The sequence below is a fragment of the Mucilaginibacter terrenus genome (genome assembly GCF_003432065.1).
Classification (GTDB): Bacteria; Bacteroidota; Bacteroidia; order Sphingobacteriales; family Sphingobacteriaceae; genus Mucilaginibacter; species Mucilaginibacter terrenus.
The window spans coordinates 2,115,382-2,127,417 of record NZ_QWDE01000001.1; the positions used below are offsets into that span (position 1 = coordinate 2,115,382).

Genomic DNA, 12,036 nt, shown 5'->3' on the forward strand with positions numbered 1-12,036 from the left:
ATTAACGCTTTTTAAAGAGGCCTTTTACCCCTTTAGAATCATTTTTTTCGTCTTTTCCCTCGTCGGTATAGCCGTAGCCATAGCCATAGCCAAAACCGTAACCATAACCATAACCAACAGTATAGCTGCCCAGCATACCCCGCAACTTGAGACCGTTAAAAATGATATTCACGTTCTTTAACTCATTGTTGCTGTATATATGGTCGATTAAGTTAAGGTAATACTTAGGAGTGTATTTATGCCTTACCATATAAAGACAAACATCTACATACTTGTTTAGAATCTTTGCATCTGTTACCAAACCAATAGGTGGAGAGTCAATTAAAATATAATCAAATTCCTCTTTCAGCTTTGCAATCAATTCATCAAGCTTACCATTCAGCATCAATTCTGTTGGGTTTGGCGGTATGGTACCCGCCGGTAAAATGTGTAAGCCCGGTATGCCATAACTCTCTAAAGATAAGTTTATGTCCTGATAGGTTGCAAGCCCGGCCATGTAGTTACTAATGCCCGGCTCCTGCTTGATGTCCATCATTTTGCTGATTTTTGGCTTACGAAGGTCAAACTCCATAATGGCAACCTTTTTACCTGTAAGTGCCAAACTTACTGCAAGGTTTACAGCTGTAAAGCTTTTACCTTCCCCGGATATAGATGAGGTGACCAGGATAGTTTTTTTGTCGCCTTGTATACCAATAAAGCTGAGTGCTGTACGTAAGGCCCTAAACTGCTCGGCGATTACTGTTCGGCTGCCATCCTTTATTACAACTGCTTCGCCGGTTGTGTCATGTACCAATTCGGCAAGTACGGTAGCTTTTGTTTTCTTTTCAATTTCTGACCGGAATAGCACTTCGCGATTATATTGCTCTCTAATCAGCACAAAAGAAATCCCTATAATTACCCCTACTGCCAAACCAAACAGATAAATATTAAGCGGAACAGGCTTTATAGGCGCTCCCCTGCTTTCAGCGAAATTTACAATCCGGCTATCCGCAACTGCAGCTGCACGTGATAGTTCAACCTCTTCCCGCTTTGTAAGAAGCAAGGTATAAATGTTGTTCTTAATGGCTTGCTGTCGGCTTATTTCTAAAAACTTGCGCTCTTTAGATGGTACCGTTTTTAATTGAGATGTATTTACCCCACTTTCAGACCTTATCCTTCTCTGCGTTGCAAGAAGGTTTTGCTTTAACGCGTTTAAATTCTCCAGTAAACTAGGCTTAATCTGGTTAATACGCTCCTGAACAGCGGCTACTGGCGGTGAATTTTCCCCGGCCGTTTGCTTTAAGTTAGATAACTCTAGTTCAGCAGTATAAAGCCTGTCAAGTAGCTGTGTAAGAATAGGGTCGTTTATACCTAATGTTGATGGTACGGTGCCCGATTGGTTCCGTTTACCAACAATATACTTCTCAACCTGGTTAAGTACATCCAGTTGTATTTGTAACTGTGCCAACTGGTCGTCATTCCTCTGTGCGTTGGCCAGGTACGTACGCCCCTCGGCTGATAAATCCACTATACCTTGCGTGGTGCGGTAATCCTGCATTTCTGTTTCTACGCCCGATAACTCATGCTGGACGAGCGCTAAGCGAGAGTTTATGAAATTTAACGTGTTGGTTGCCGAAAGTACTTTTTCGTCTATGCCGGCTTTGTTATAAACAGTGACTAAATCGTTTAAAATATCTTCTGCACGAATAGGCACCTGGTCTGCCAGCTTTAAGCTTATCAATGATGATTGCCTGGCACCTTGTGCTACAGTTAAAGCTCCAAGAATACTTTTAGCTGCATCCTTTACGGTCCTTATTTGCAAGTAAAATTCCCCTTTGTACCCTTGTTCTGAGACATTTGACAAGGTCTTAACCGGATTGATGATGAAATCGCCATAGGGGGTACGTACAGGTGAGCCGAGCACGTATTTTTTGCCTGATATAGTTATATAGTTCTTTGTAGGAAGATATTCGAACGAAATAGGGAGATTGGGTGAATTTTGAAGCTCGTTGGGATTAAGAGCTATAAATTTAACAGGATTTGGATAAATTAATACATCCCTCAGGGTACCTTTGCTGTAAACCTGCGTGTATAACCCCAGATCTTTTACAACCTGCTCTGTCAATGTTCGCGATTTGAGCATCTCTATTTCATTCTCTACAGTTTTTACCGATGCTGATACACCCAGCGCTTCAAGAACGTTAGCACCATCGCCGCCACCTGTTCTGTAATCCTTCAGCAAAATGGTGGAATTTGCCTCGTAAATAGGTGTTTGATAATGTATGTAGATATAACTGATTAAGAGCGATACTACAATCGTAAAAACAAAGATCGGCCAAAAAGGGAGGTATCTGAAAGCAATCGCACTTATCGCATTTTGAGAGGTTGTTCCTTCAAAAGGATTAGTTGCATTGGTAGAGGTGTTCTTCATTCACAGAAATTATTAGGTCTATTTTCTAATGATATTAAGGTAAATAACCAGGAGCAATGATATTGCACTGAAAGCATATGGAATTAGCTGCGTGCTCCTGTCAGACGATGCCGCTCTGGCGTTATTTGGCTCAACATATAAAATGTCCTGATTTTGCAGGTTGTAAATATCCTTATCAAACATCTGGCTATTGTTTAAGCTAAACCTTTTTGTTATTCTTTTCCCATCCTGCTCTCTTATCAGCAAAACATTGTCGCGCTTGCCAAATGCGGTAAGGTCCCCTGCAGAACCTAAGGCTTCCGGCAGCGTGATGTGTTCGTTAGGAACCGGAACAACACCAGGGTGGTTTACTTCCCCTAAAACAGTAATTTTATAATTCAATATTCTAACGTTAACTATGGGGTTAACTGCTATCTTCCTGACAAGCAAGGCTTTTGTTATAGAATCTGATAGCTGGCCTTTGGTAAGCCCGGCCGCATTAATAGTGCCCAGCAATGGTAATTTAATGGCGCCAGATTGATCTACCAAATATCCGTTTACTCCGCCCTGGCCACCGCTGCTGCTAATAGCTACTGCAGAATTCAAAAATCCTGTGGTTGTTATATCTGGCGTTGAAATATTTATCTGGAGAATATCATTGGCGTTAATTTTTGTTTCCAACTTTTGAACGTCTATTTGCGAGACGCTGTCTGCTTTGATATTGTTAAAATACGCCAGCTTACGGGAACTAATACAAGAGTTTAATGAAGAAAGAACTGCAAAAGCTGACAGAAGCACCAGGAAGGTTAAGGAAGTTTTTTTCATAGGGATGATGACACACTCAGCTATTTAGTTGGACAGATCCGACCAATGGCCTTGTTGCAAATTTAAAAAATTATGTTGCAATATAGTTTAACTTATTTACGCGCTGTATTCTAATTCTGAAAATCAGCGGAGAAACACATCTTATTTAATCCTTACAATAACACTTACCGGGGGCATGCAAGGCATTGCAAATGATGCTTAACGGTTCAGCAACGAACGCCGCACCTTATTTTTAAACAACTTTAATCTACGGCTAATATAATGAGAATTAGCAGATAACCTATTAGCAACACGTTCGTTATAGCTCTTTGCAGTAACATGCAGTGGAATGTGCGGCTTGGTTATGTAACCCTGGAAGTGCAAAGTATAAAATTTGCTGAACGTACGTTTGGTACCTTCTCCCGCTATCTGACCGTATAAGCCATCCGCCTTCCTGAACATCTTTTTGATACCCGTCACCTTATTGCACAGGTACCAGTTATGCCAGCCATTGTAAGCAACGTTGATGTTAAAATCAATGCTAATGCCCTCATCTTCCAGCGACAACAGGTTAAGTACATTGGGTCTCGTTTCCGTGCGGAACACATCCAATAGTATCATATCCGATACATTCGTGTTATCCAGGAATTTACCGGAGAGTGTATCCTCCAGCAACTTATTAAAAGCCGGCTCGTCTGTATACTTTCTCACAACAAAGCTGCAAAAGTCTGCAATAAGTTTGCTGTTCCAGAATGAGGTATGACCGGAGGTAACGCTCTCCTTGTCACGCTGGAAAAACATGGTCGATCCGTCAAACTTGTCTTTGATAAACCGATCATAAACCGGCTTCAAGTCCTCGAGGATCAGCACATCACAATCGGCGTAAACAAACTTGTCGATACCAAGATCATTTATCAGATCATTAATAATGAACCACCTGTCGAAACAAGTCTTCTCAAAAAAATAGGGGTTGGTGGAATGGTGCCGGTATACTTTATCAAACTCGCGCTCGCGGGTGACATATGGGGTTACATCTATGCAGTTGTAGCCTTTATACTGGTCTAAATGGGTGTCAGTCAGTACAAAAACGTTTTCTTTACCGTTGAAAAGCGCGGCCTGCTTTATAACCTTGTCAAAAAAAAGGCTGGTATTGCTGCCCAGTTGCAAAAAGAATACCGGTAGCGGCGAGTTAACAAGGTCAGGATATTGTTGTACCGTGGCAGGTTCGCCCATAGCTTATTGCTGCTGTTGATTTCCGTGCAATATAACTATAAAAACACTTACCGCATAACCGCCGAAGTGTTCAAAAGTGTTCAGCTTTTTTTGTGCCGGTGCATTTTGAACACCCGTTTTATGCTAACCTGAAAACCCATAAAAAAAGCCTAAAACAACATCAAAAAGGCTGTTTTAGGGATTATTTTTATTCGGCGACCTTCAAAAACCACACGTTTTTAACAGGCTATTTTAAAATAAATTTGCAGGTAATACTATAAACTACAGGTGTAAACTGCCGGTTTTTAATAAACAAAATAGGCCGCCTTTTCGGGCAGCCAATCTTCTGATTTATCCAACAAACGCCTGCAGGTTTGTTAGTGGGTTTCCGCGTATTTAATAAAGCTGTTTAAGATGGACTGCCAGCCCTGTTTCTGAAACTCAGGGCCATTTTGCGTTTCAGGATCAAATGTGGTTGTTAGGTGTGTTTTACCGTCTTCTTCAGTAAACAGGGTGGTTGCCTGCCGGCCATCAGCCATGGTGTAGGTAATCTCTTTATTTAAAACCACGCTGTCATATACACCTTCAAAGTCGAAGCCAAAGTTGCCGTCTTTAGCCTCCATCCGGTTCTTAAACTTGCCGCCAACCCTAAGGTCGTTCTCGCTGCTTGGTGTGTGCCAGCTGGGGTCGGCCGTGTTCCATATCATAATGTCTGCCGGGTTGTTCCAAAGTTTCCAAACTTTTTCTACAGGTGCGTTTGCTGTTGCTTCTACTGTAATTTTTGTTGCTTGTGCCATTGCCAGTTGTTTTTTAGGTTTTGTTATGATCAAAATTACAACGGTAGATTAAACTACCGCTGTTGTGAATCTGCCAACATTCGGGGGAAGTTGCGACAAATTTTATAAATTCGAACGACATACCTATCAATCGCTATGCTAATATCCGTTTTTGTACCAGAATATGGGGTTATAGAAGCTATTACACCGCCCTTCAGGACCTTTCATACAGCAAATGATATCTTAATTGCTTCCGGCAAAAAACCTGTTTTCACTGTTGAATATGTAGGCTTAAGTGAATACGTGCCAGCCAACAATGGGGAATATATAATAAAGACCAACAGATTGGTTAAAGATGTTACCGAAACAGACCTGCTGATTATACCTCCTGCCTTTGGCGATACTGCCCAGGGTGTTAAAGCCAATGCAGAAGCGCTACCCTACTTTAAAAAGTTACATGACAAGGGCTGCAGCGTAGCAAGCTTATGTTTGGGTGCCTTCCTGCTGGCCGAAACCGGTTTGCTGAACGGCAAGAAATGCTCTACGCACTGGGCCCACATTGATGAGTTTAGAAAGCGGTACCCCGACGTGGAAGTGGAAGACGGCGCTATAATTACGCAGCATGGTAATATTTACAGCAGCGGTGGTGCAAGCAGCTTGTGGAACTTGATACTATACCTGGTAGAAAAGTTTGCAGGCAGAGAAATAGCCGTAACCGTTTCCAAGTACTTTGCACTGGATATCGGGAGGGCCGGGCAATCTCAGTTCGCCATTTTCAAGGGTCAAAAAAACCATGGTGATGATGATATTAGAAAAGTGCAGGACTACATAGAGAAGCAGTATAGTGACAAGATACTAACGGGAACTTTGGCAGACCTGATCCATTCCAGCCGCAGAACATTTGAAAGAAGATTTAAAGAGGCTACCAATAATACCACCACCGAGTATTTACAGCGAGTACGTATCGAAGCTTCTAAAGCCCTGTTTGAAGCATCAAGAAAAAACGTTACAGAAATAATGCTTGAGGTGGGCTATTCAGATGTACGTGCATTTAGAGACACCTTCAAAAAAATTACGGGGCTTACTCCCATCGAATACAAAAACAAATTTGCAAGAACTGCTTATGAGGTGTAATCAGCTCAACTATCAGGCATAAAAAAAGCCGCTCTCTCGAGCAGCTTTTTGCCTTGTATCGGCATTTGTTCCCTTGAATGGATTCGAACCACTACAAACAGAGTCAGAGTCTGGTGTGCTACCGTTACACCACAAGGGAGAGTTTCGGTATTGGGCTGCAAATATAAAGCTTTTGTTAAAATCCTGCGAAGTAATTTTCAAATCGCCGTATTATGGCAATTGCCGCTGCAGGCAACAAATCGTGCTGTTTAATGTTTAAAGCACTATATTAGCCCTTGTATGAGATACACTAACTTCCTGTACAATTTTATTGCTGTTGCAGCAATATGCCTTGTTCTTAATTCCTGCGGCGGCGATAAGAAAAAAGGAAACAAGATATACACCAGCATAGAGACCGACGAATCTGTTAAGCCAACTTTTAAACCGGTTTGGGGAATTAAGTACACCGAGGTGCGCCGTAATTTTCAGAACGGTGTTTCCTTTAATGATGACGGATACCAGCTTGAGCCGGAGTGGAAATTCTCCTTCGTCTCAGACGATACGGTAAATATTTACCACCCCAGGCGCAGCCGGTTTGTAAACGCGCCGGTGATGTTTGATCACGACTCGTTATTTAACATTGCCTGGGCATGGGTGAGGTTACGTAAGCTGAGCAAGGATAGCATTGTTTTTCAGGTGATGAAGGTTGAAGGCAAGGAGCTGATGCGCGATAAATCTGTAGTGTACATGACCATGTACGCCAACGATTACATCAAGAACGTGTTGCATACTGATACTTCACATGCTAAACGGCCAACCCGTGCAGATACGTTATTTATAAAACACAAAACCGAGCTTGCCCTGCGCGATACCGATAAAGCATTTGCAGCACGTGACATTGCGGTGCTCACCAGTAAAAGTAAAAACCTCACTATTGAGCGGGTTAACAATATAAAAGATGATGAGGAACAGGAAGGCCTGATACAAGACTACATGCTGCCCGAGTATAACATCAGGATAAAGAACGCGTATGATGACTTCAAGTACGCCTTTAGCGTCCGTATTGACGAAAAGGGTACCCTGCACTACCTGCGGTCTGTGAATTATATCTTCCCGGAATTTCTTAAATCCTCAAATAAAGCCATGAAGGGCATAGTGGATGGCTATTTGAAAGCTTACCTGGATGTTAAACCCGGCACAACGCTGGGCATACCCCACCCTTGCTTTATTATTGTTAACGTAAACGGAACGAAGAAAAAGTAACAGCCAGGGTTGGCGTATGTCACTACCAGAAGAAAGGCAAGGCGATCCAAAAGTTGAAGCTGGCAGTGCTATTAACGTATTGCCCGGTATTAAACACTGGCACGGCGCATCGCCAGACGCAGAAATGATCCATACCGCAATCGGCATCAACACTGAAAAAGGTATTGTAAACTGGTTGGAACCCGTAACTGACGAGCAGTACTACGCTGCTCAATAAAAATGAATTTAGCTGAGAGCGGTTGAAAATTGGCTGTCGTCAATTTTCAACCACTTTATTAAAGTTCAACTAGTGTTCTTTTCTAACCTCTGATCTTTTATATCCAACCTCTAAAAACCTATATATTCCACCAATACGTCCACTTTATTACCAATTGGCGGTTTTTGGCCATAAATGGTGAAGGGATAGAGTTGTCGCCATATACAATAAAGAAGTCCGATGCAGGCTTGTAGCGCCATTGCAGGCGGGTGTTTATGTTCATATTGTTAGCCTGCTCGTTATACTGTACATAGGTGGTAAAGTACAGCGTATTAGTAAAGGTGACATCCGCGCGAGGACCGATCAGCCAGAATTTATTACGTCCGTAAGGCTGCGGCAGATGCAGATCATTAAAGGCCAGGTTAAGCGACAAGTTTACAAATGGCTGGAATCGGTAACCTATCTGCCCTATCAGCGCCAGGCGCGTACCATCATCATAATAACCGCCGTAAGATACTTCACCCAAATATGTGAACAGGCTTTGCGGTTTAGATGCATACTGCACGTCTCCGGTGTTCCAGTGGTTCTCAAAACCAACAGGCAGCATCGGTTTGCCGGTGTTCGTAGGGTCGAACGGCCGCAGCAGCTTTACGTAAGTATCCAGGCCCGAAAAGGTGAGCACACTACGATTTCGGAAAGTAACTATATAGCTCAGGATGCTTTCATTATCGGTACGTTTATAGTGTTCGTCAAAAAAATAGTTGGAAGACAGTTGCACCCCATGCGAAAGCACTGCACCACTTTTTGGAAAAAAGTTATGCAGCAGCAATGGGTTAAGCTTATTGTAACCGTTGCGGGGTACGTAGCCAACCTCGGCATTGTAATTACGGCCTACATACTGCTGTTGCAGGTATAACGTCCAGTATTTGCTTAGGTATTGCAGGTGCGCGGCCTGCACATAATCATGGCCTTTCACGCCGGGTGTGAACGACTTTAACCCAAGCAGCTTACCTGTCCACAAGTTATTTGATGAGGCTAGGTTATACTCTACACCCAGGTTGCGGTTATAAGCAGGCGAAGTGTTGCCCGGGTTGGGCGCGCTGCCTGTACCATCCTTATTAACAAACATAATCCCGATGTTAGAGCGGGAGAAAACGCGCCGCTGCAGGGTAACAATTCCAAAGTTTTGCGCCGGCAGGTTACCCGCGCCGGATTGGCCGGTTTGCACATCCATTACTCCTACGCGCCAGTTCTTATTAATCTTACCCGTCATACGGCCGCCGGCACGTATAGGTGCGTTGAGCCCTATCCGGCGCGAAAAGAACGGGCGGATATCCGCATAACCAAAATTGGCAAACAGGTCGCCGTTCTCCAGGAAGAACTGTCGCTTCTCCGGGAAGAACAACTCGTAACGGTTAAGATTGATCACCTGCTGGTCTACATCCACCTGGGAGAAGTCCGGGTTAACCGTCAGGTCGAGATTAAGCGAAGAGGTAAGTCCGATCTTCACGTCGCCGCCAACATCTTTACGCCAATCGGTACCGGTGTGGTTGGTGTAATCTTTTGTTACACCGGCAAGTGCGTAAGGTATTACCGAGATATTGCTATTGGCCACCGGAGGCGCTTCGTCCCAAACAATAGTGCCGGTATAAGCCAGCGAAGCCGTTGGGAACTGCCTCGGCACCGGTGCCCATGCCGACTTTTCGGTTGTCTTCAGATCGTTACGACTGAAGTTTACCCCCCACTCGCGAATGCCCTTTTTGTATCTGATGGTCTTAAAAGGAATAGCCGCTTCAAAAACGTAGCGGTCCGGGTAGTTCTTCACTACAGAATACCATTTGTTGTCCCAGCTCAGGTCTACCTTGCTGCCCTCATACATGGTACCATCCCATTGTGCACCGGCTGCATTGGCGCCAAAGCTAAAACCATCTGTACGTGCGTCAAAGGGGTCAAGAAAAAAGATGAAATTATCGTTTTTACCAAAGTTGAAGTCACGCTTCAGCGACTCCACCATATACCCCGATGTAGGCTGATAACAAACCGCAGATATATAAAGGTTATCATCGTCATAGGTCATCCGCACGGTGGTGCGTACATTAGTCCGACTGGTATCCATTGGCAATACCATAGCAAAGTCGGTGGTCGTATCAGCAGCTTGCCAGCCGGCTTCATCCAGCAGGCCATCTATCTTAATTTTAGATGCACTGCGGTGTATCTGGTACCGATAATTGATATTTTTTTTCTGTGCGTAAGAGGTCAATGCAAGCAGACAGCAGCAGCCAAGCAGCAACGTAAATTTAAGTGTAGACACAGGGGCTTATTGGTATTTGGATGATTGGGGTACTCGGTAACAAGTATATCGATAATTTTAAGGAAATAAGCTTTCTTTTTAAAAATGAGCACGAAGTTTAAAGCCTATTGTGCAACCTGCAATCTTGTTATTCCTATATTTAGCGCATGCAAGACACCCTACAGCAACAGTTTGGTAATATCGATATTTACCTGTTCGATCAGCTGTTAAAAGGCACCTTTAGCAACTGCCAAACCATATTAGATGCAGGTTGCGGCGGTGGCCGTAATCTGATCTATTTCCTGCAGAATGGTTATAACGTATTCGGAGTGGACCCTAACCCCGATGCGGTGGCACAGGTGCGCGATATGGCTGCGGTGCTTGCACCTAATCTGCCATCTACAAACTTTATAGTGACACCTGCGGAAGACCTGCCCTTTGCTGATGCATCTTTCGACTTGGTCATCAGCAGCGCGGTACTGCATTTTGCCGAAACCATTGAACACTTTGATGCGATGGTCACCTCCATGTGGCGGGTGCTGAAACCGGGTGGTTACTTTTTTGCTCGACTGGCATCAGACATTGGTATAGAGGGCAAAGTTATGCCCTTGGGCAACAACCGTTACCTCCTTCCTGATGGTTCAGAACGGTTCCTGGTAAACCAGCAGATATTGCTGAACTATACCCGTGACTTAAACGGTGAATTATTTGAGCCTATAAAAACAACCAACGTGCAAAATCTCCGCTGCATGACTACCTGGTGCGTGCAAAAACTCTAATAAAAAAGCGACCGGCTCTTCCGCCGGTCGCTCCTGAAAACTATAGAACACTTTAAATCAGACGTCGTGGGTAGATTCGAACTACCGTATAAGGTTTTGCAGACCCTCACCTATCCTCTCGGCCACACGACTTTATCTTTCAGCCCTTATTTGTTAGGCTGCGGAGTTGTCCTGAGGTAAGGTTTTATCACCTTATGCCCCTTAGGGAACTTAGCCGGTATATCTTCTGTTTTGATGGATGGCAGCACTACTACATCTTCACCGTCCTTCCAATCTGCGGGAGTTGCCACACTGTGGTAAGCAGTTAACTGCAACGAATCTATCACCCTTAAAATCTCCTGGAAGTTACGTCCTGTTGATGCCGGGTAGCTGATGATCAGTTTAATCTTTTTATCCGGCCCTATTACAAACAACGAGCGTACTGTTGCGGTAAGAGAAGCGTTAGGATGTATCATATCATACGCTTGGGATATTTCCCTGCTCTCGTCTCCTATTATCGGAAAGGTAACCTCTACGCCCTGTGTTTCGTTGATATCGTTTATCCATCCTTTGTGCGATTCCACATTGTCAGTACTCAGTGCAATCACCTTTACATTACGTTTGTCAAACTCATCTTTTAACGATGCTGTTTTACCAAGTTCGGTAGTGCAAACAGGTGTATAATCCGCCGGGTGCGAGAATAGCACACCCCAGCTGTCGCCCAGGTATTCGTAGAAATCAATTTCTCCGTTTGATGTTTTTGCTTTAAAATTTGGGGCGTCGTCGCCAATGCGTAAGCTCATGTTTTTAATTTTATTAAGTTTTAAGTATCGGTTTGCTGCAATAAAGCTATGCAAATTGCAAACGTTTAACCAATAAAATCATCCAGGAAGAGTGTTGATGAAAGGCGCTAAATACAAGCCAAAAGGACGCTTTTACAAACGTTCTGTTTTCTGTTAAATCAGCTTATCTGTCCCCGTTTAGTGCGGAGCAGGAATTAGCACCTTACACTGGCTTAAAGCCGGTACAGGTTGCTAAGACATCATAGGGCCTTTCCCTCTGTCTTTCTGGATAAGTATATTTAAAGAACGATAACGACACAAATGTAGATATAAAATCTATAATTCCTATAGACTTTATAATTTTTTTTACTTTTTTAATCTAAGTGACTGACAAACAAATAAAAAATAATTTTTACAACACTTGGTGAAATAATGGATAACATTTAACTCGTT

At 43.5% G+C, this 12,036-nt stretch carries 10 protein-coding genes, 2 tRNA genes and 1 riboswitch; of the genes, 4 read left to right on the forward strand and 8 right to left on the reverse strand.

Features of this window, described 5'->3' with window-relative positions; genetic code table 11:
- Nucleotide 1: 1 nt before the first annotated feature.
- The 4 genes from DYU05_RS09450 to DYU05_RS09465 form a co-directional block, all read right to left on the reverse strand.
- Nucleotides 2–2,410, reverse strand: coding sequence for a GumC family protein (locus tag DYU05_RS09450; protein ID WP_117382698.1), 2,409 nt, complete (start codon nucleotides 2,408–2,410; stop codon nucleotides 2–4).
- A gap of 18 nt (nucleotides 2,411–2,428) precedes the next feature.
- Complete coding sequence (locus tag DYU05_RS09455; protein WP_117382699.1) at nucleotides 2,429–3,214, reverse strand: polysaccharide biosynthesis/export family protein; 786 nt, start codon at nucleotides 3,212–3,214, stop codon at nucleotides 2,429–2,431.
- A 198-nt stretch (nucleotides 3,215–3,412) separates the two neighbouring features.
- The gene (locus DYU05_RS09460) at nucleotides 3,413–4,426 is read right to left on the reverse strand and encodes a hypothetical protein (RefSeq protein WP_117382700.1); all 1,014 of its coding nucleotides are present in this window, start codon (nucleotides 4,424–4,426) and stop codon (nucleotides 3,413–3,415) included.
- 356 nt (nucleotides 4,427–4,782) lie between these two features.
- On the reverse strand, nucleotides 4,783–5,202 hold the full coding sequence (locus DYU05_RS09465) for an SRPBCC family protein (protein ID WP_117383005.1): 420 nt from the start codon (nucleotides 5,200–5,202) through the stop codon (nucleotides 4,783–4,785).
- A gap of 135 nt (nucleotides 5,203–5,337) precedes the next feature.
- Here DYU05_RS09465 and DYU05_RS09470 point away from each other — a divergent pair, with 135 nt between their 5' ends.
- Entirely contained in the window at nucleotides 5,338–6,315 is a 978-nt protein-coding gene (locus tag DYU05_RS09470) for a GlxA family transcriptional regulator (protein ID WP_117382701.1), read from the forward strand.
- 68 nt (nucleotides 6,316–6,383) lie between these two features.
- On the opposite strand, the gene DYU05_RS09475 is transcribed toward DYU05_RS09470, so the two are convergent.
- Nucleotides 6,384–6,454: transfer RNA gene (locus DYU05_RS09475), tRNA-Gln, on the reverse strand.
- A 140-nt stretch (nucleotides 6,455–6,594) separates the two neighbouring features.
- Between DYU05_RS09475 and DYU05_RS09480 the strand changes: the two genes are divergently transcribed.
- Together DYU05_RS09480 and DYU05_RS09485 are read left to right on the forward strand one after the other, a co-directional pair.
- A complete protein-coding gene (locus tag DYU05_RS09480) occupies nucleotides 6,595–7,557 on the forward strand; it encodes a hypothetical protein (RefSeq protein ID WP_117382702.1) in 963 nt (320 codons plus the stop codon).
- A 16-nt stretch (nucleotides 7,558–7,573) separates the two neighbouring features.
- The gene (locus DYU05_RS09485; protein WP_117382703.1) at nucleotides 7,574–7,774 is read left to right on the forward strand and encodes a cupin domain-containing protein; all 201 of its coding nucleotides are present in this window, start codon (nucleotides 7,574–7,576) and stop codon (nucleotides 7,772–7,774) included.
- Nucleotides 7,775–7,892: 118 nt separating this feature from the next.
- On the opposite strand, the gene DYU05_RS09490 is transcribed toward DYU05_RS09485, so the two are convergent.
- Nucleotides 7,893–10,064, reverse strand: a complete 2,172-nt coding sequence (locus DYU05_RS09490; RefSeq protein ID WP_205771824.1) for a carbohydrate binding family 9 domain-containing protein — start codon at nucleotides 10,062–10,064, stop codon at nucleotides 7,893–7,895.
- Between the two features lie 146 nt (nucleotides 10,065–10,210).
- Between DYU05_RS09490 and DYU05_RS09495 the strand changes: the two genes are divergently transcribed.
- On the forward strand, nucleotides 10,211–10,822 hold the full coding sequence (locus tag DYU05_RS09495) for a class I SAM-dependent methyltransferase (RefSeq protein WP_117382705.1): 612 nt from the start codon (nucleotides 10,211–10,213) through the stop codon (nucleotides 10,820–10,822).
- 61 nt (nucleotides 10,823–10,883) lie between these two features.
- Here the strand turns inward: DYU05_RS09495 and DYU05_RS21105 are convergent.
- Nucleotides 10,884–10,954: transfer RNA gene (locus DYU05_RS21105), tRNA-Cys, on the reverse strand.
- A gap of 14 nt (nucleotides 10,955–10,968) precedes the next feature.
- The gene (locus DYU05_RS09500; protein WP_117383006.1) at nucleotides 10,969–11,604 is read right to left on the reverse strand and encodes a peroxiredoxin; all 636 of its coding nucleotides are present in this window, start codon (nucleotides 11,602–11,604) and stop codon (nucleotides 10,969–10,971) included.
- 160 nt (nucleotides 11,605–11,764) lie between these two features.
- Nucleotides 11,765–11,879, reverse strand: a riboswitch (SAM riboswitch).
- Nucleotides 11,880–12,036: the final 157 nt, after the last annotated feature.

Excerpts from the sequence above, each read along its gene's own strand:
- DYU05_RS09450 (WP_117382698.1), bottom strand. The coding sequence starts at position 2,410 with ATGAAGAACACCTCTACCAATGCAACTAATCCTTTTGAAGGAACAACC.
- DYU05_RS09455 (WP_117382699.1), bottom strand. The coding sequence starts at position 3,214 with ATGAAAAAAACTTCCTTAACCTTCCTGGTGCTTCTGTCAGCTTTTGCA.
- DYU05_RS09460 (WP_117382700.1), bottom strand. The coding sequence starts at position 4,426 with ATGGGCGAACCTGCCACGGTACAACAATATCCTGACCTTGTTAACTCG.
- DYU05_RS09465 (WP_117383005.1), bottom strand. The coding sequence starts at position 5,202 with ATGGCACAAGCAACAAAAATTACAGTAGAAGCAACAGCAAACGCACCT.
- DYU05_RS09470 (WP_117382701.1), top strand. The coding sequence starts at position 5,338 with ATGCTAATATCCGTTTTTGTACCAGAATATGGGGTTATAGAAGCTATT.
- DYU05_RS09480 (WP_117382702.1), top strand. The coding sequence starts at position 6,595 with ATGAGATACACTAACTTCCTGTACAATTTTATTGCTGTTGCAGCAATA.
- DYU05_RS09485 (WP_117382703.1), top strand. The coding sequence starts at position 7,574 with ATGTCACTACCAGAAGAAAGGCAAGGCGATCCAAAAGTTGAAGCTGGC.
- DYU05_RS09495 (WP_117382705.1), top strand. The coding sequence starts at position 10,211 with ATGCAAGACACCCTACAGCAACAGTTTGGTAATATCGATATTTACCTG.
- DYU05_RS09500 (WP_117383006.1), bottom strand. The coding sequence starts at position 11,604 with ATGAGCTTACGCATTGGCGACGACGCCCCAAATTTTAAAGCAAAAACA.